Origin of the sequence: Chryseotalea sp. WA131a (assembly GCA_025370075.1) — a bacterium.
Lineage (GTDB): Bacteria > Bacteroidota > Bacteroidia > Cytophagales > Cyclobacteriaceae > ELB16-189.
The window spans coordinates 1-19,653 of record CP073016.1 but is presented as its reverse complement, the minus strand read 5'-3'; the positions used below and the strand labels follow the sequence as shown (position 1 = coordinate 19,653).

The window sequence follows — 19,653 nt, the reverse complement described above, 5'->3', positions numbered from 1 at the left end:
GTGGTAAATACACGATCAAAACAGATCATCTATGCTCCGCAACTACATCAAAATCGCGTTTAGAAGCCTTCTCAAAAATCAAACCTATTCAATCATCAACATTGGCGGCCTAGCCATTGGCCTAGCCTCCAGCATTTTGATTTTTCTTTGGGTGGCCGATGAATATTCATACGATACATTTCACTCCAATTACCAAAACATTTATAAAGTATGGATGCACGCGGACTGGAGTGGCCACAAGGGTACACAAAATAGTTTGCCGTATAAGCTAAAGGACGAACTGGTTCAGAAATCCAGTAAAATAAAATACTCGGTGATGACCAATTGGGGCGAAGGCAACATGCTGCAAGTTGGAGACAATCGCCTGAATAAATTTGGTGTATCGGCAAGTGAAGATTTTTTCAAAATCTTCGGATTTAAGTTTTTGGCGGGAGATCCGAACACCGCACTGAACGAGCCCACCAACATCGTGATTACCCAATCCACGGCCAAAACTTTTTTTAAAGACCAAGACCCACTCAATAGAACAATACGCATTGACAATGGTGACGAACTGAAAGTAACGGGCCTTATCGAAGATGTTCCCAAACAATCTTTTTTTGAATTTGATTACATTCTTCCATTTAGTTATTACGAAAAGACAAATGAGTGGGTAAGAAATTCTAAACAAGGTTGGGACAACAATTCCTTTCAAATGTATGTGTTGCTCCAAGAAGGAGCAACATCCACTGATGTTAACAAAGCCATTGCAACAACTGTAAAAGACAACAACCCAAAATCGCCCACGGCCAAGGTATTTCTTCACCCGATGAGTATGTGGCGATTGCACTCCAACTGGGAAGAAGGTGTGAACACCGGAGGCCAAATTGTGTATGTGAGACTGTTCACCGCCATAGCAATTTTCGTTCTTATTATTGCCTGCATCAATTTTATGAATCTAGCCACGGCCCGCAGCGAAAGCCGGGCACGCGAAGTGGGCATTCGCAAAAGTATTGGTTCGCGCAGAAAAGAGCTAATATTTCAATTTTTGGGAGAATCGATTGCGATTACAACGATCGCCTTTCTATTGGCAATCGTGCTAGTCGAACTCGTGTTGCCCAGCTACAATGTGTTGGTCAACAAAACTATTTCAATTGATTACTCCAATCCATCGATTTGGTTAGCGTCCCTTTCATTAATTTTTGTGATTGGTACATTATCGGGTAGTTATCCGTCTTTCTACCTATCGGCCTTTGAGCCTGTGAAGGTGCTAAAAGGAAAAGTGAATGTGGGCAAAGGCGCTAGCACACCTCGCAAAGTATTGGTTACCCTTCAGTTTGGTTTCTCAATTTTTCTCATCATCGGCACAATTGTCATCTATCAGCAAATACAGCATGTAAAAAATCGCGACATGGGTTATGATCGCGAAAACCTCATTCAAATTTGGACGAATGGCGAGTTGGAAAAAAACTTTAAAACCATACGCGAGGAGCTATTACGAACTGAAGTGGTAAAATCGGTTTGCAAAAGCAATAGCCCCATCACATCTATTTTTTCTAATAACGAAGTAAAATGGCCTGGTAAAGCAAGCGATGCCCGGGTAGCCTTTACCACCATTGCCACGGAATATGATTATACCGAAACGATGGGCATTAAAATCATAGAGGGTCGCGATTTTTCGCGTGACTTCAAAAGCGATTCATCGGCTGTGATAGTAAACGAGGCCGCTGTGAAAATGATGGGAATGGAAAAACCAATCGGTCAAAAAATTGAAGTGCTTGGCGGATCTCAACTTGAAATCATTGGAGTGATTGCAGATGTAGTGATGGATTCTCCGTACCGACCTGTAGAACCACTTACAATGGTATTTATTCCTGACTGGAGTAGTACGGTTACCATTCGTTTAAATAAAACCAACGATATTCCCACCTCCATTGCCAAAGTAGAAAGTGTTTTCAAAAAAATAAATCCAAACTATCCCTTTCAATACCGCTTTGCTGATGTTGACTTCCAAAAGAAATTTTCAATTATCAATTTGATCAGTCGATTGGCTGGAATTTTTGCCGGGCTTGCCATCTTCATAACATGTTTAGGCTTGTTTGGGTTGGCTGCTTTCACGGCCGAGCAACGTACCAAAGAAGTGGGCATTCGCAAAGTGATGGGAGCCTCGGTTAGTAGCTTGGTGCTGCTCATTTCAAAAGACTTTTCGCGATTAGTGATTTTTGGCTTCTTGATTTCTGCACCAATCGCGTGGTGGTTCTTAAACAATTTCTTAGCTCAATATGATTATCGCATCAGTGTAGCGTGGTGGGTATTGGCGGGCGTAGGTTTGTTTGCGTTGCTGTTGGCATTGCTAATTGTAAGTACCCAAGCACTAAAAGCAGCAGTCGCAAATCCTACCAAAAGTTTGAGGAGCGAATAAACGGTTGCTGATTTCTGGTTTCAAGTCGTGAGCAAACTGAAACGAGTAGTAAAAAAGAATTAATCCATAAGAAATATGATGCGCAACTACCTACACATCGCTTTCCGTCATCTAGGTCGGCAAAAGCTGAACACCGCACTCCATATCACAGGCCTTACGCTTGGCATTACCGTGTGTTTACTCATCACGCTCTTTATCCGATATGAGATGAGCTTTGATACGTATCACGAAAAAGCCAACCGAACCTATCGTGTGGCATCTAAATGGACAGAACCCAACAACCAAATTGACCGAAATTTTTCAACGCCCTTTCCGTTGGCCAATGCTATCCGTAATGAGATCAGTGGAATTGAACATGTTAGCTTCGCGCATCCTCCGTATGTGCAAACGGTAGAGGTAACTCCGAAAAAACGATTCTTACAAAAAAATATACTTGTTGTCGAGCCAGACTTCCCAAATATCTTTCAGATAGAAGTTTTGAAAGGTGACATTTATCAAACGCTGAGCAAACCGTATCAGGCCGCGTTGACGGAAAGCACGGCTAAGAAATTTTATGGCAACGAGGACCCCATAGGCAAAACGTTCAAATTTAAACTACGCGAAGACTTCGAATTCACGGTAACGGCTCTCATCAAAGACTTTCCATCAAACACCCACTTGCCGGCATCCATTTTACTTTCGCACTCCTACACCGAAAATTTCCTGAAGCCAAATTTAGATGGGTGGACATACGTATCCGGAACCGAGACATTGGTGGTACTTCCGGAAAATGCGGACTTGTCAATTGTATCTGCTCAACTCAAAGCAATAGCCGATAAATACATCAACCCAAAAATTTCCAAACTAAAAGAGCGTACCGATTTTGAATTGCAACCTTTGAACGATGTCCACTTTAATGCATCTTATGCGAATGGCGGTCGGTGGGTGCAAGCGGTATCCATCAGCTGGCTTTGGTTTTTTGGAATCATTGGGGTAGCTGTATTGATTTTGGCTTGTATTAATTTCATGAATCTTTCCACCGCGCAAGCATTGACACGCGCGAAAGAAGTAGGTGTAAGAAAGTCAGTAGGCGCTGCAAAACGGAGTCTTATCACGCAGTTTTTGTTAGAAGCCTGGGTGTTGATTTTCGTATCAGGAATTTTGGCGGTGGCTGCAACACAAATGCTCTTACCCAATTTGAATACGCTAATGAACAAGAGCATCACATTTAATTTATTGGAGTCTCCTGTTTTGCTTGCTTTACTGTTAGTGGGGTTAGTGCTCACCGGGCTACTCTCGGGAATTTATCCTGCATGGGTCATTACCAAATTTAACCCAAGCATCACGCTGAAGGCTGGCGTTGTTTCAACGGGGAGTCAAGGTTCTGCATGGTTGAGAAAAAGTCTGGTGGTGGCGCAGTTCAGTCTCTCCGCCTGCTTGCTAATGGCGGTGATGTTAATGGCGCAACAAGTCTCCTTTCTGAGAAACAAAAAACTGGGCTTCGATAAAGACAATGTGGTGGTGGTGGATGTGAAAAATTCAGAAAAGACCTCTCGAATATTTGCAAACGAGTTACGCAAAATCAAAGGTGTTAAGGATTTTACATTTGAAACTTCGACCCCAAGCAGTCAGGGCCATTGGGGTACCATCATGAGTCGGGAGAATGTATTTGACAATAATCGAAAATCTGTGACCACCATTTTCGCAGACGATAAATACTGTGGACTCTACAATCTAAAATTGGTAACCGGCAGACTGCTTCAAGCCGCTGACACAAACTTTATTTCTGCATCGCTGCCAAAGGAAAAGCGAATGATGAAGGCGGTGGTAAACGAAAAGTTAGTCCGTGAATTAGAATTTGAATCCAATGAAGCCGCCATCGGGCAAATCGTTAACGTTGGAGTAAATACCGGGAAGATTGAAATTGTTGGCGTCATCGCCAATTTCGATTCGGGCCCGTTGCGGGAAGTCATCACACCCGTTTTCATTACGCCTAACTTAGAAGAATGCGAGCAGGCGGGAATAAAAATCGAAGCCAAAAGCCACCTGCCTGAAACCATCGCAGCCATTGAAGCTGCGTGGAAAGTAGCGTACCCCGAGGGTGCTTTTTCGTATCAATTTCTTGATGAACAAATCGATGGCTACTACAAATCGGAAGAACGTTTGTTCACGTTATTCAAAATTTTCTCTGGGTTAGCCATGTTCATTTCTTGTTTAGGGCTTTTTGGATTGGTGGCGTACACCACACAAGCCCGCACCAAAGAAATTGGTATCCGCAAAGTATTGGGTGCTACCGTAAATGGCATTGTTGTCCTATTATCAAAAGACTTCTTGAAATTAGTATTGATTGCCTTGGCGATTGCCACACCGTTTGCTTGGTATGGAATTTACCAATGGTTACAGGGCTACGCCTATCACATTGAAATAACCTGGACATCCTTTGCGCTTTCGGGCTTGGCAGCAATGGTGATCACGTTGGTAACCGTGAGCGCGCACGCGATTAAAGCAGCGGTGAGTAATCCAACAGAGAGTTTGAGGAGTGAGTAAGACAATTCAAGTTTCAGATTCAAAATGAAAAAAAAGCAATCCGTACTTTAAAAAGCCCGCTATTAAAGCTATGCTCAGAAATTATCTTACATCCGCCTTTCGCAACTTTACTCGACATCTGAGTTATAGTTTCATTAACATCTTCGGCCTTGCCATCGGGCTGACAGCAGCAATTCTTATTGCTATTTGGGTGAATGACGAAATAAACGTAGATACTGGCTACGTAGATCATGACAGAATTTATCAGGTACTTTATAATTCAACTTTTTCTGATGGACATATAGAAACAAGCGAATCGACCGCTGGTCCGTTAGCTGAAGCGATCATCGCTGATGTAACAGAAGTTGAAGCTGCAGGACGTTGGGACGATCCAACTCCGCGACTGCTCCGGCATGAAAATAAATCCTTGCTTTTAAAAGGATTGTGGACCGACCCTAGTATCATGAAAATCTTTTCGTTCAAGGTGGTAAAGGGGCGCACTAAAGATTTGTTGAAAGACCCTAATTCTTTTGTGATTACACAGCTAACAGCCGACAAATTCTTTCCAGGTCAAGACGCTATCGGTAAGACTTTCAAAATCGATGAGAAATATGATATGACTGTTTCGGCAGTCATTGAAGAAACTCCATCAAACGCATCAAAACACTTCGACTTTCTATTACCGTATGAAGTATACTACAAAGAAAACGAATGGATGTCGCATTGGGAAAATTTCAACGATCAAACTTACATAAAAGTGAAGCGCAATGCTGACATTGAAAATCTTAACACAAAACTAAAAACGATTGTTAAAAAACACTGTCCTGATTGTATGCATCAACCTTTTGCACAACAACTAACGGATAAATATCTTAATGACAATTATGAAAACGGAAAACCTACGGGGGGTAGAATAGAATATGTGCGGCTATTTGTGCTCACTGCTGTTTTTATATTATTCATCGCTTGCATCAACTATATGAATTTAGCAACCGCGCGCTCTGCCGGGAGAAGTAAAGAGGTTGGTGTGCGCAAAGCTTCGGGAGCAAAAAAAGGTCAGCTGATCGGGCAATTTATTAGCGAATCATTGATCATCACTTCTACTAGCGTAGTTATTTCACTTGTTCTGGCTCAACTCCTACTTCCCTTCTTCAATGAAATAATGGGGCGTCAAATTGTTGTAAATTTTTTTAATCCCATTTTTCTTATTGCCGTTACTTTGCTGACCATCACGGTAAGTTTAATAGCGGGAAGTTATCCAGCTTTTTTCTTATCCTCTTTTAAACCAGCTTCCGTTCTCAAAGGGCAAATTCAATCAACTATTGCGGGGGGAAAGCTGCGAAAAGGTTTAGTCATATTTCAATTTGGATTATCCGTAATACTCATTGTCGTTAGCCTCGTAGTCTTCAAGCAAACACAGTTCATTATGACCAAGAACCTTGGTTTTAACAAGGACAATATTATCGTGTTTGATATGTATAATGGTGTGACAAATAATCAACAGACCTTTAAAAATGAAGCACTGAAAACGAAAGGCATCGAAAGCATCACATTTGCTGGGCAAAATCCATTTTCGGTTGGAGCCATGACTACCGATGTGAAATGGCCTGGCAAAAACGAAGCCGAAAGAGTCCCTTTCAAATTAATATTTACCGATAGAGATTTTCTCACCACTATGAAAATGGAATTGAAAGAAGGATCTGACTTCACTAACGAAAAGGCCGATTCGACCAACTACATCATTAACGAAACCGCGGCAGCTCGCCTTGGATATACTAACGCCATCGGTGCACCACTCGATGTTTGGAATAGCCCGTCAGGCAAAGTGATTGGTGTTATCAAAGATTTTCATAACCAAAGTCTGCATAGCAAAATTGAGCCATTGATAATAATGTATAGAACAGATAACACTTGGCGTGGATTTGTGAAAATTGAAAACGGTTATTTCCAACAAGCTATTAAAGGACTACAAGAAGTGCATAAGAAATTCGACCCAACTTACCCATTTGAATATCAATTTTTAGATAAGAATTTTGAGAAGCAGTATACTAGCGAACTAACCATTCAAAAGCTTTCGTTGGCGTTCACCACCATTGCAATTTTTATTTCCAGCCTTGGCTTGTTTGGATTGGCTACTTTTATGGCCGAGCAAAGAACAAAAGAAATTGGCATTCGTAAAGTAATGGGCGCGAGCGTTCAGCATCTAGTATTGTTGATTTCCTCTGATTTCTCGAAATTGCTGGTAATAGCGTTCGGCTTAGCCCTGCCAGTAGCAATTTACTTGTCTAATTTCTGGCTCAAGTCATACGTCTACCGAATTGATTTTACGTGGGAGTTTCCTCTAATTTCTGCCTGTATTTTACTAATAACAGCAATTGTGTCGGTCGGATATCAAGCAATGAAAGCTGCGGTGAGTAACCCAGTGGAGAGTTTGAGAAGTGAATAGCTATTACAATTTTTTACATTCATCAAACCAAAACTTTTGCGACCTTTGAGCGATTGACTTATATCCGTGCTTGAATGTCGGCCACCCGAAGAATTGCCATCATCCTTACCGTAGTGTTTCTCATACCCGCCTTGTTCTTTTCGGTGTATGAAATCTCATCGCTTACTAAAGATGAAAAAATGATTGAGGGCATTTACCAAAAGCAATTGGAGGCGATTCTTTTCTCGGTCAATCAGATTTCAGATGCCACCATCAATAGTTGGATGGCCAAAGCCGAAGCGGGGAAAAATCAACTGACAAATGGAGTCATGGAAGAGCCATTGCCTCCGCCTCTTCAAAATCTGCTTTCGCTAAACTCATCCATCCAACTCATTTTTTCGATTGATACCGCTTCGCAAAAGGCAAACTTGGTTTTGTTTTCGTTGGATAGCATGCTCGGTGTTCAATTGAAGCCTTTCGTGGAAAATTCGCTTGCCCAGAGTAAGGGGCAGATTACCCAACTCTTAAAATACAGGAGAAGTGGTTTTCAAAAAATAGAAAGCATCCAATCGACCAATCCGCGTTTGCAAAATCTCATTTTCATTGCAGAAGGTACAAGCAACCCGTGGCAAGTGGCTGGTTTTACCATTGATTCAGAATTATTTATTGAAGATGTGGTGGGTCCTTTGCTTCAACGGATATCCAAAGAGCAATTTGTATTGACGGTATTTAACAAAGAAACCAAGTCACGCGTTTACTCCACCGAAACAAGTGACACCACTTCGCTTGCGTCCGCTTCATTGACCAAAGATTTGTGGGTATTTCCTAACTATGCGTTGGGCATTCGCACAAAAGAAGCCTCGCTTCAGCAATTGGTACGCAACCGAACCACCACCAATTTGTATTTGTTGGTTGGGTTGGATGTGGTGTTGATTGCTGCGTTGATACTTGCCTTTCGAAGTGTGAAAAAGGAAGTGCAGCTTGCCCAAAATAAAGCCGATTTTGTTTCCAACGTTTCGCACGAAATCAGAACCCCGCTTGCCCTCATCAGTATGTTTGCCGAAACGCTTGAGATGGGTAGGGTAAAATCGGAGGAGAAAAAACAAGAATACTATTCCATCATCAATAAAGAAACGCACCGCCTCACGGGCATTGTAAATAAAATTTTAAATTTCAGTCAGACGGAGGCAGGTAAGAAGAAACTTCATCCTCAAATAATTGATTTGACAAGTGAAATCAAAGACGTGCTGAAGACCTATGATTTTCACTTGCGCAACAAAGGTTTTGAATACCACTTTGAAGCATCAGAATCGTTAGCCGTATTAGCAGACAAAGAGGCAATGACTGAAATCATCATCAACTTGATTGACAATGCGGTGAAATACAGTACAGAAAAAAAACAAGTGGTGATTACTACTGGAAGAGAAAATGGTTTTGGCTGGGCGTCTTTCAAAGATTATGGAGTGGGCATCAGTTCCACTGACCAAAAACACATCTTTGACAAATTTTATCGGGTATCCAGTGGTGATCTGGCTAAGAGTCGAGGCACAGGCTTAGGTCTTTCCTTGGTCAAACAATTGATTGAGCAACAACATGGAAAAATTACCGTTAGCAGCGAATTGGGGAAGGGGTCGGTGTTTGTTGTTTATTTACCACTCAACTAATTTGGAAATGAGGCAATTTGTAAAATTTGAAAATAACATGTATCGCTACTAACTCCTCTCCTAACTCCTACTCATCTATGACAAAAATATTAATCGTTGAAGACGAACCCGCCATGCAACTGGGGTTGAAAGATAACTTAGAACTGGAATCGTATTCTGTGGAGTTGGCCAGTGATGGCGAGGAAGGTTTATTCAAAATAAAAGCAAATCCATACGACTTGGTATTATTGGACGTAATGATGCCCAAGCTTTCAGGTTTTGATGTGTGCAAGGCCGTACGCGCAGCGGGCATTGAAGTGCCAATTATTCTGCTCACTGCGCGTGGGGAAGAAATCGACAAAGTATTGGGTTTGGAATTGGGTGCAGATGACTACATCACCAAACCTTTTAGCGTGCGCGAACTATTGGCGCGCGTGAAAGCGCACTTGCGTAGAAGTAAATCCGAACCGATGAAAGAATCAGAAGGAATATCGATTGGAAGAATCAAAATTGACTTTGCTGCCTTTCGCGCAGAAGAAAATGGCGCTGAAATAAAGTTGTCGCACAAAGAGTTTGAGATACTCTCCTATCTATACCAAAATAGAAATCAAGTAGTTAGTCGTTACGACTTGCTAGAAAAAGTATGGGGTTACGATGAGCAACCCACCACCCGCACGGTTGATAATTTCATGGTGCGTCTTCGCCAAAAAGTTGAAACCAATCCCAATCAGCCCAAGGTTATTTTGACCGTGCATGGGACGGGGTATAAGTTAATTCTGTGATGGTAAGTGGTAAGTGGCCGTACAATAAAAAGAGTAATCGATTAAAATATGGAATATGCAATAGGATTTAGGGACTTGGAAGTCTATAAGCTTTCTCGCCAATTATCAAAGGATATTTTTAATGTAACAAAGAAGTTTCCAAAAGAGGAAATGTATTCTCTTACTGATCAGGTGAGGAGGTCATCCCGTTCTGTTGGAGCACAGATCGCTGAATCATGGGGAAAAAGAAGATATGAAAAACATTTTATCAGCAAACTTACCGATGCAGATGGTGAACAGTTGGAAACCCAGCACTGGATTGAAGTTGCGTTAGACTGTGGCTATATTTCAAATGAAGTAGCCGCTAACTTCTTGAAACAATATACTTCTATTGGCAATATGTTAAATTCTATGATTCTTAAGTCAGCCTCTTTTTGCAAACCAAAAACCAAAGATCCCAAATAACAAATCGCTACCCCATATCAAGCACTCCACACCACTCCCTTCTTACTAACTACTTCTCAACAACCACCTCTTAACTACTACCTCTCACCAATTACCTTATACCACTTACCAATCACCTATTACCCTCTTACCACCCTCACCAACCTGCGTTACATCTTGTTACAATCCTTTACCCTGCGGTGACATCTCTCCACACAACCTCCGCGTTATTTGTACTGTGAACGAAACAAAAACAAATAACTAAAAAACAATCAATATGAAAACAAGAATCTTAATGGCAGGCGTAGTGGTAGCAGCTATCAGTGCCTTCTCATTAACAGCAAAAGCCCAAGGTCAACCCGCCATCAAAGTGGTTCCAGGTATGGAGAAAAACACCGTTAAATTAATTTACGGATACGATAAAAACGAAACGGTAGAAGTGAGTTTCTTGGACAAAACAGGTACCATCAGTACTGAGCGTATCAAGGCCAAAAACTTCAACCGTGGCTTTATCAAAAAATACAAAATACAACGTGATCAATATGATGCACTGTGGATTGAAGTAAAGAGCAACGAGGTGGCGGTAACCTATAAATTAATTGCTCCTACCGATGGCAAGTGGATGGCTCAGCTTGAAAAAGCAACCTACAATTATCCTACCGTTGCATTAAGATAGGTTAAGTTTGGGAAAGGCGGACGATTCCTTGGTCAGGTTGTTCGCCTTCACTCAAACATTTTGTAATTTTAACTCGAAATCTAGCCGTGAAAAAAATTTCTCTCTTCCTTCTCCTTTCTGTTTTTACATTTTCCAGCTTCGCACAGGTGATTAAATTAAGAGGCGAATGGAAATTTCGTATTGGCGACAAATCGATGTGGTCGAACCCAAAGTATGATGATTCGGATTGGGATAACATCATCGCTCCAGCGGCTTGGGAAGAAGAAGGGTTTAACGGATACGATGGTTTTGCATGGTACCGCAAAAAGTTTGATGGCACTACCTTAGAGAAGGGAGAAAGCTATTACCTAAACCTCGGCTACATTGATGATTGCGATGAAGTCTATGTAAATGGAACATTGATTGGAGTGTCGGGCACAATGCCTCCAAAATTCAAAACCGCCTTTAACAGCGAACGAAAATATACACTGCCTTCAGAAGTAATCAACTTTGCAGGCGACAACATAATTGCTGTTCGGGTATTTGATGTTACCCTCGGTGGCGGAATCATTGATGGTGATTTGGGAATTTATCGTTCAGCTAAAAACAGAATGCTCGTAGATTTATCGGGGTTATGGCAATTTGCCAAAACACGAAATGAAAAACCACTCGATGGAGACGCTGAATGGACCAAGATGATGGTTCCGTCTGCCTGGGAACATCAAGGTTACTATAAATACGATGGCTATGCGTGGTACCGAAAAACGTTTACCCTACCAGCCAATTTCTCTGAGAAAGACGAAGAAATTGTATTGATGCTTGGCAAAATAGATGATTTTGATAAAACCTATTTGAATGGAAAACTCATTGGCAAAACGAATGATGGCGAAGATTATGGAGAGAGCCGTTCGTTTGAAAAGAGACGTGTGTACACCATTCCAGATGGGTTACTTAAAAAAGGTTCTGCTAATGTAATAGAAGTATTGGTGGAAGACATGGGTAATGTTGGCGGCATCTATGAAGGGCCAATTGGCATTACTACACGCACGGCTTATCAACGCTATTTTAAAAATTCAGAGCCTTCGCTTTGGAGGAATGAATGAAGAATAAATGGGTTAGAATTTTTGACCGAAATTGGACGCTAAAGGCCGGTTGCAAACTTTCAGATTTTAATAAAATTCTATTCTTGCCTTAAAATCAAGTTTTTTAGCGTGGAATACGACATCGTATTGGCATACAGAAAATACAGCTATGCTCACCCAACCATTGCCTTTCGCAATTTGATGAACCCTCATTTGATACCTTTCATAAATACAAGGACCGTATTTACCGGGCAGTTACCAGTGCCGAGTACGATAACCTGGAAAACAAATGGGGCGTTTCACCCAATTTACTCACTCCCACGATCCGTAAAAAAATTCCCGAAGTAGAAAAAGCTATTTGCTATTTTCAGGAGTAATGGACATTTATGAGGCTATTTTTTTAGCCTATTTTGATCACAACTTTGGCGATCTTGGATTTGTATCACTAAAAAAATCCAAAGTGAAAGTAATCGTTTCATAAAATTAAATTAGTCACTATGAAAGTTATAATACCTTGAAGATGGTACAATAGATTTTATTGTTACCTTGAAAATCAAAAATACTTAGCCCCTAATGAATGTTTTGTCAATTGGTTGACAAAGTATGATGAAGCATCTCGCCAGATTGGCATTTTTATGAAACACATCGTGATCATCGGCAATGGCATCAGTGGCATAACGGCTGCCCGACACATTCGCAAACAAACCAACCATCGGATCACCGTTATCTCCTCTGAAACCGAGCACTTTTTCTCGCGTACTGCACTCATGTATATTTACATGGGTCAGATGAAATTTGAGCATACCAAACCCTATGAAGATTGGTTTTGGAAGAAAAACAAAATCGACCTGCTAAAGGATCATGTACAGAAAATAAACACTACTGAAAAAACAATACAACTGCAATCGGGCAACCACATTCGCTATGACAGCTTGCTGATTGCGGCTGGTTCAAAACCAAATAAGTTTGGGTGGCCGGGTCAAAACCTAAAAGGTGTGCAAGGTTTATACAGTTATCCAGATCTTCAGTTAATGGAAGAAAATACCAAAGGCATTACACAAGCCGTGATTGTAGGCGGAGGGCTAATTGGTATTGAAATGGCTGAGATGCTGATCAGCCGAAAAATTGCAGTCACATTTTTAGTTCGTGAAAATGACTTTTGGGATAACGTATTGCCCAAGCAAGAAGCCAGTTTAATCAGTCGACACATACGCTCGCACCATGTCAATTTACTACTAGCCACCGAACTAAAAGAAATTGTAGGAGATAATTCGGGACGTGTGCAAGCGATTGTCACCAACAAAGGCGAACAAATTCCCTGTCAGTTTGTAGGGTTAACTGTTGGTGTTTCGCCTAACATCGATTTTTTGAAAGAGTCAGGCATCGAAACAAAACGCGGTGTATTGGTAAATGAATTCTTAGAAACCAATGTGCCCGATGTATTTGCGCTAGGCGATTGCGTGGAGCGAAAATATGAATTGCCCGGAAGACGAACCGTAGAGCAAGTGTGGTACACCGGCCGCATGATGGGTGAAGTGGTGGCGCAAACAATCGCAGGACAAAAAACAAAATACGAACCGGGACCGTGGTTCAACTCCGCCAAGTTCTTCGACATTGAATATCAAACGTATGGCACTGTAGGCAATCAACTAAAACAAAATGAGTCAGACTTCTATTGGGAACACCCCATTGGAATGAAGTGCGTTCACGTGGTATGGGATAAAATCACCAATCAATTTTTAGGCATCAATGCATTTGGCATCCGCTTGCGGCACGAATGTTTTGATCGTTGGCTGCGCGAAAAGAAAAGCATCGACTTTGTAATGAACCATTTGGTAGAGGCTAATTTTGATCCTGAGTTTTTTGAAAGACATGAAGGGGAAATTGTTAGAGAATTTAAAAAAGTAGGCAGCAGGCAGTCAGTAGTTTAATCACAAAAAAAATGAAGTACTTAAAACCAATCGGTCTATCTCTCTTCATCACGGGGTTTGCCATTTTCAATTTTTCGTTCTTTTGGTCAAGTTACCAGCTTACACCCACGATTGTCAAATTGCAAATACGCGATTCTGTAAAAGCATCAGTATTCTTGCAAGAGACAACTGAGCTCACCAAAAATAAAACAAAATCAAATTTTTCATTTGTCAATCAATTGCATGCTGCCTTTGAGCGCATCAACCAAACACAAGTCCAAAATTTTTCTATTTCAGATGCTGAAGTAGAGCGATTGGCTTCGTACAACAAAGAAAAGTTTACCCTCACCTCAGTCGATTCCGTATTTAACGGAAGCGATGAAAAAAATATTTTTAAACGCAAAGCATTTAAAAATTATGGGAGTTGGCTGGACGGCCAACCTACTATCAAAGATCAACTACATCATGTTGCCGACAACATCAAAAAATTTGGCATCGTCAATCAATTTGGGTTTGATCGATATGCGGTAAAAGATTTAACCTACTCCATCACCAAAGCGTCATCGGTCAGTCCCGTAAAAGAAAACCCGACTTTCTTTCTTTTCCTTACCATTGGGCTTTGTGTAATCGGAGCGCTACTTTATATTTTACCGAAATGGCAACTTCCTCTCGGCATCAAAAACAACGGCATCTTTTTCAACACCATGAAAAACGTGCAATGGCTTGGCATCCTTACGGGAAGTTGGCTGATCGCGTTTTATGTGTTCTTGTATTTCTATCCCGAGTATATGACCAATTGGGTGATCATGGTTGACCCTGTAAGCAAATTTCTAAATGGTGGAGAAGCAGGACGGTTTTTTCTCTACGGGTTCTTGTACACACTTTGCATTTTAGTGATGGGCATTCGCATGCTCATCAACTATCGCCATAGTAAGTATCAAATCTTGCGTACTTGTTCGGTCATGTTTTTTCAAACGGCTTTTGCGTTTTTAATTCCCGAAATCATGATCCGCCTTAATCAACCCTACTTTGATTTCAAAAATATTTGGCCGCTCGATTATAGTTTTTTCTTCAACAATCGCTTGGACAGCCTTCTGGCGAATGGTGGTCTAGGAATTTTTATGTTGGTGTGGGGAATTGCACTTATTGTAATTGCCGTGCCGGTATTGGTTTATTTTTTTGGCAAGCGATGGTACTGCAGTTGGGTGTGCGGATGTGGCGGCTTGGCCGAAACATTGGGCGATCCGTATCGGCAACTATCGAGCAAAAAATTAAGTGCGTGGAAAATTGAGCGGTGGATGATTCATGGCGTACTGGTTTTTGCCATCGTAATGACGGCTGGTGTTTTGTATACGTACTTCACCAATGCCTCGTGGGTGTTGTTTTTTGATAGCTACAAGTTGCGCGAAGTGTACGGTGCTTTTATTGGGGCTGGCTTTGCGGGCGTGGTGGGCACTGGCTTTTATCCGTTGATGGGCAACCGCACGTGGTGCCGGTTTGGTTGCCCTTTGGCTGCTTACTTAGGAATCATTCAACGATTCAAATCTCGTTTTAGAATTACCACCAACGGTGGCCAATGCATTTCGTGCGGCAATTGTTCTACCTATTGCGAGATGGGCATTGATGTGCGGTGGTATGCGCAGCGCGGACAAAACATTGTACGCAGCTCGTGCGTGGGCTGTGGCGTTTGTTCCTCCGTTTGCCCCCGTGGCGTATTAAACTTAGAAGTAAAAGAAGAAGACGGACGCTTTGGCAAAGCGATTTTGATTGGGAATAATGGTATTACGTTGGCGGAGTAACGATTTGGATTTTCCCCATAGCAACTATGTCAGGCCTTTCCATTAGCAAAGTTGCCTTTTTTCGATTCATTCCTTTCTTTTTTAAAAATATTTTAAACCGCCTTTTAGAAGCTTTTAAGCAACTTTTAGCGAGTTTTCAATAAACTGTAAATCAGCTGTTTGCAATCATATATACCATGATTATGCACATCTTATAAACAAAAAGACGTGTTTTTTCACGCGCTTTTGTTTATAAAATATCTTCTCCATTTCCGATCACCTGAAAAGGATAATCTGTCTTCATCTACCATTTGATAGATGATTCCCTTCACCTTTCGAACGGCAATCTCTGGCCCGATGCGCTGATGTATCTCACTTACAGAACTATTGGGGTAAGTAGATATATCTTCATGGATAAGTTCCTTTAATCGGTGGTCCTCAATTTTCTTCAAATTGGTTTTACCTTTAAAATCAACTTGTTTTAGAAACTCCGGGTTAATGAAGTATTCAACTCCTTTTGTTTTTCCTTTTGATTGAACAAGTTCCAAGTCTTGAAGGCGACCTAACCAATCGCGTATCGCATTTTGTTGAGGAAGGTAAAGAACCTTTGAGAACTCGATTGCTGAAAGCGTAGTATGTTGGGCTATCAAACCAAAGCAAATAATTTCTCTTTGACGAAGTTGAAATTCTTCATTAGCTCGACTAACAAGTTTTACAACTTCGTTTTTCAAAATACGCTTGCGTATCGTGACGGTAACCCGGTCTTCTCCTTCAATCGGTAACGGCAATTGCTTCCCATTCGATAAAAGTATTTCATACATTTTATCAAAGCCAGAGCCTTCGCGTTCCATTAACTTCAAATCGTAAAACACTTTTGCTAGATGTTCATTTCTTCGAACGGTTTTATGGAGCATGTTGTCGGGGGTAACTCCAAGTGGCAATAAGCCCGGATTATGAACTTCAAGCCGGTCTGAATAAAGATTAATAAAAATATCGCCTCGTGTGGTGTATGGTCTGTGGACTAATGCGTTCGCTATAAGCTCTCGAATTACTTCCTGCTCATAGTTAGGAATAAACTTCCTAAATATTCCGTCCGATACTTCAATGCCTTCCTTCCAATCTGGAATCTGAGCCCAAACGGCTTCAACCATTTCCTTTGGGTTGAGCGAGAAATCATCCCAAACAATTTTATTGCTTCTTGCACCACTTTCATCAAATTTTAAAAACTGAATAACGGGTGCATATAATAGTTTTGCACGGTCAGTCCGCTTTCCAACCCAAAGAACCCCAAGGTTAGTGAAGTAGTTACCCTCGCACATCAGGTAATGCTCCAGAAGCTCTTCTGGTGATTTTTGTTTTACAAAATCGGATACCCTGTCGCTGGCTCTTATATCCAGATAAAACTGGTGTAATTTTTCCGCATCAACTTCCGATTTAAAAACAGACCTGGCAACTTTAGTTTCCCATTGAAAAGCAGTTTTATCGGTGAACAGTCTATTTAGCTCATCTGGTAATACAGGTTTACAATCATCAGAAATACGAATGTAGTAGCGGCCATCGGTGGTACTGGCAACCGTGGATGCGCTGGGCAGGACTCTCAATTCAATATATTGACCTCCATTAGCCGCTGTTACAATTTCTGCATGGGTGGCAACATTGACTGTATTTTCTGAAACCTTCTTTCTGATTAGTGCGGGTAAATCAGGGTTTATTAACTGAGCAATTGGCGGCTGTTGGTCATTGTTTTCAATACCGATGTAAATTGTGCCACCTCTGGCATTGGCAAAGCATACACAATCTTTAGACAATTCTTTCCATTCTGGATTAGCACCCGTTACCAATCGTATTGATTTCTTTTCTAGATGTTGATTCTCCTTCATTCGTTACAAATTAAGGCTCTGCTGTCATTGATAGCTTCTTATTCTACAATTGATAAACTCTAGTCCTTATATCCAAAACCTCACTGATTTTTGTTTTTATCTTTTGCTCAAAGATTTCAATGATTTATGGATGACTCTCGATTAATAGTGGCCTTGTCATGCTTGTCGTAAAAGAAACGCCAGCCTGACTCCTCCAGAAGTTTATTAATCTTGATTCTTGCCTCTGCCTCTTTGTCTGCCATTCAGATTCTGCTTTAGACTGTTCTTCAAATATAATGGTATTGACTAATAATTCGGAATGTATACTCATTTCAAACCAAACCCTCAAAATCCCTATCTTGCTAAACAAATCCAATCAACCATGTACGCAAAATCTTGGCAGGTAATAAAAGACGATAGCAAAAAAACCTTTGAGGTATGTGGGCAAGCGGACAACACTAACCACTTTACTAATAGTACCTACGGCATGCAAAAGGCAGGCATGAATGTTAGCTGCATCACACCACCTGTTACCAACCAAACCATCAGCAAAGAAAAAATTAAAATAATAGGCTACACCGTAGAAATAGGTTTGCACGATCGATTATTGAAACATCACCGCGAGTTGATGATGAAATCGATGGAAGATGAGTACTAGAAACTATCAGATTTTTTTGGACTGCCAAGAAAACTCTTTCAGACTTGCTCTCCGCAAGTAACCTCGCGGTGACGTTGCATTTTTGAAATGAGCACTTAAGCCGAAATCCTTTGCTTAAACTTCTTGTTCAATTCTTCTACACTATTTTTAAAATTCGCATCAGTCTTCATCATGTCTTCAACCGACTCGAGGGCGTGAATAACCGTGCTGTGATCGCGGCCACCAAAATTTTCACCAATCAGCGCCAGCGTTAATTGCGTGTAGCGTTTGCAGAAATACATGGCCGTTTGCCTTGGAATTACAATTTCGCGCTTCTTCACTTTTCCCTTCATGGCATCCAACTCTACTTTAAAATAATCGGCCACCGTTTTTTGGATGAAATCCACACTTACATCAGCTTGAATTTCTTTTACAATGTTTTTCAACACCTCTTTGGCCAACTCTAAGTCAATTTCTTTTTTCAAAAGAGTGGCGTGGAAGAGCAAGGAGTTCAACACGCCTTCCATGTCGCGCAAGTTGGTGTCTACGCTATACGCCAAGTATTCGGCTACTTCTTTTGGAATTTCAATACCATCGGACTGCATCTTTTTATGGATGATGGCCAGCTTGGTTTCAAAATCAGGTTCTTGCAAGTCGGCTGTCAACCCCCACTTAAAGCGAGAGAGCAATCGCTCCTGAAATCCTTTCAAATCACGGGGAGGACAATCGCTTGTCATGATGATCTGCTTCCCCGATTGATGGAGTTGATTAAAAATATGGAAAAAAATCTCCTGTGTCTTTTCACGGCCCGCCAAAAACTGCACGTCATCCAAAATCAACAAATCTACTTGCAAGTAAAAATTTTGGAAGTCTTGCATCTTATTGTTTTGCAGCGCATTCAAAAACTGGCTTGTGAAATCATTTTGATCGACATACAAAACAATTTTATGTGGCAAGCTCTTTTTGATTTCGTTGCCAATGGCCTGCACCAAGTGCGTTTTGCCTACACCCACGCCACCATACAACATCAATGGATTAAAAGAAGTGACGCCTGGCTTTTTGGCTACGGCCAATCCGGCAGAGCGTGCCAAGCGATTGCAATCGCCTTCAATAAAATTATCAAACGAATAATTAGGGTTCAGCCGTGAATTTACAGTTTGCGGATTTAGTGCCTTAAAACTAAAGGGCGAATAAACATCGCTTCCGTTTACGGGCTGCGCATTACTCTTCGCAAAACCATTTCCGTTCGGGTAGTTTACCATCACGGGTGGATTTTGGCGATTGCCACTGTCTACCACTACCGAATATTCGAGCCTCCCGCCTATTCCTAATACTTTGTGTACGGCTTTTTTCAAAACGGGCACAAAATGATCTTCCAGCCATTCGTAAAAAAATTGCGAAGGCACTTGAATCGTTAAAATTTCGCCATCACTGCGCAGTGGAGTAATGGGTTTAAACCATGTTTCGAAGCTATGTTCGTCTACATCCTGTTTGATGATGGCCAAACAGTCGTTCCAAATGGTAGCCGAGTCTACAGATGTTATCGAGTTCAA

General features: G+C 41.3%; 13 protein-coding genes. 11 read left to right on the top strand and 2 right to left on the bottom strand.

What is annotated here, in order from left to right:
- Positions 1-31: 31 nt before the first annotated feature.
- The 10 genes from KA713_00065 to KA713_00020 all read left to right on the top strand — a co-directional run bounded on the left by KA713_00065 (position 32) and on the right by KA713_00020 (position 15,625).
- Positions 32-2,401: an ABC transporter permease gene (locus tag KA713_00065; protein UXE67036.1), complete on the top strand. Its 2,370-nt coding sequence runs from the start codon at positions 32-34 to the stop codon at positions 2,399-2,401.
- Between the two features lie 75 nt (positions 2,402-2,476).
- Positions 2,477-4,927, top strand: a complete 2,451-nt coding sequence (locus KA713_00060; GenBank protein ID UXE67035.1) for an ABC transporter permease — start codon at positions 2,477-2,479, stop codon at positions 4,925-4,927.
- A gap of 70 nt (positions 4,928-4,997) precedes the next feature.
- Positions 4,998-7,352 (top strand): ABC transporter permease, encoded by a 2,355-nt coding sequence (locus tag KA713_00055; GenBank protein ID UXE67034.1) that lies wholly within the window; start codon positions 4,998-5,000, stop codon positions 7,350-7,352.
- A gap of 74 nt (positions 7,353-7,426) precedes the next feature.
- Positions 7,427-8,995 (top strand): HAMP domain-containing histidine kinase, encoded by a 1,569-nt coding sequence (locus KA713_00050; GenBank protein UXE67033.1) that lies wholly within the window; start codon positions 7,427-7,429, stop codon positions 8,993-8,995.
- 77 nt (positions 8,996-9,072) lie between these two features.
- Positions 9,073-9,756, top strand: a complete 684-nt coding sequence (locus tag KA713_00045; protein UXE67032.1) for a response regulator transcription factor — start codon at positions 9,073-9,075, stop codon at positions 9,754-9,756.
- A gap of 48 nt (positions 9,757-9,804) precedes the next feature.
- The gene (locus tag KA713_00040; protein ID UXE67031.1) at positions 9,805-10,200 is read left to right on the top strand and encodes a four helix bundle protein; all 396 of its coding nucleotides are present in this window, start codon (positions 9,805-9,807) and stop codon (positions 10,198-10,200) included.
- A 256-nt stretch (positions 10,201-10,456) separates the two neighbouring features.
- Entirely contained in the window at positions 10,457-10,855 is a 399-nt protein-coding gene (locus KA713_00035; protein UXE67030.1) for a hypothetical protein, read from the top strand.
- 86 nt (positions 10,856-10,941) lie between these two features.
- Entirely contained in the window at positions 10,942-11,937 is a 996-nt protein-coding gene (locus KA713_00030; GenBank protein ID UXE67029.1) for a beta galactosidase jelly roll domain-containing protein, read from the top strand.
- A gap of 614 nt (positions 11,938-12,551) precedes the next feature.
- On the top strand, positions 12,552-13,847 hold the full coding sequence (locus tag KA713_00025; GenBank protein ID UXE67028.1) for an FAD-dependent oxidoreductase: 1,296 nt from the start codon (positions 12,552-12,554) through the stop codon (positions 13,845-13,847).
- Positions 13,848-13,858: 11 nt separating this feature from the next.
- Positions 13,859-15,625 (top strand): 4Fe-4S binding protein, encoded by a 1,767-nt coding sequence (locus KA713_00020; GenBank protein ID UXE67027.1) that lies wholly within the window; start codon positions 13,859-13,861, stop codon positions 15,623-15,625.
- A gap of 215 nt (positions 15,626-15,840) precedes the next feature.
- On the opposite strand, the gene KA713_00015 is transcribed toward KA713_00020, so the two are convergent.
- Positions 15,841-17,484, bottom strand: coding sequence for a putative DNA binding domain-containing protein (locus KA713_00015; GenBank protein ID UXE67026.1), 1,644 nt, complete (start codon positions 17,482-17,484; stop codon positions 15,841-15,843).
- 361 nt (positions 17,485-17,845) lie between these two features.
- Between KA713_00015 and KA713_00010 the strand changes: the two genes are divergently transcribed.
- A complete protein-coding gene (locus tag KA713_00010) occupies positions 17,846-18,121 on the top strand; it encodes a hypothetical protein (GenBank protein UXE67025.1) in 276 nt (91 codons plus the stop codon).
- A 95-nt stretch (positions 18,122-18,216) separates the two neighbouring features.
- Here the strand turns inward: KA713_00010 and dnaA are convergent, their stop codons facing one another.
- The gene (gene dnaA, locus KA713_00005; GenBank protein UXE69224.1) at positions 18,217-19,644 is read right to left on the bottom strand and encodes a chromosomal replication initiator protein DnaA; all 1,428 of its coding nucleotides are present in this window, start codon (positions 19,642-19,644) and stop codon (positions 18,217-18,219) included.
- Positions 19,645-19,653: the final 9 nt, after the last annotated feature.

Excerpts from the sequence above, each read along its gene's own strand:
- KA713_00065 (UXE67036.1), top strand. The coding sequence starts at position 32 with ATGCTCCGCAACTACATCAAAATCGCGTTTAGAAGCCTTCTCAAAAAT.
- KA713_00060 (UXE67035.1), top strand. The coding sequence starts at position 2,477 with ATGATGCGCAACTACCTACACATCGCTTTCCGTCATCTAGGTCGGCAA.
- KA713_00055 (UXE67034.1), top strand. The coding sequence starts at position 4,998 with ATGCTCAGAAATTATCTTACATCCGCCTTTCGCAACTTTACTCGACAT.
- KA713_00050 (UXE67033.1), top strand. The coding sequence starts at position 7,427 with ATGTCGGCCACCCGAAGAATTGCCATCATCCTTACCGTAGTGTTTCTC.
- KA713_00045 (UXE67032.1), top strand. The coding sequence starts at position 9,073 with ATGACAAAAATATTAATCGTTGAAGACGAACCCGCCATGCAACTGGGG.
- KA713_00040 (UXE67031.1), top strand. The coding sequence starts at position 9,805 with ATGGAATATGCAATAGGATTTAGGGACTTGGAAGTCTATAAGCTTTCT.
- KA713_00035 (UXE67030.1), top strand. The coding sequence starts at position 10,457 with ATGAAAACAAGAATCTTAATGGCAGGCGTAGTGGTAGCAGCTATCAGT.
- KA713_00025 (UXE67028.1), top strand. The coding sequence starts at position 12,552 with ATGAAACACATCGTGATCATCGGCAATGGCATCAGTGGCATAACGGCT.
- KA713_00020 (UXE67027.1), top strand. The coding sequence starts at position 13,859 with ATGAAGTACTTAAAACCAATCGGTCTATCTCTCTTCATCACGGGGTTT.
- KA713_00015 (UXE67026.1), bottom strand. The coding sequence starts at position 17,484 with ATGAAGGAGAATCAACATCTAGAAAAGAAATCAATACGATTGGTAACG.
- KA713_00010 (UXE67025.1), top strand. The coding sequence starts at position 17,846 with ATGTACGCAAAATCTTGGCAGGTAATAAAAGACGATAGCAAAAAAACC.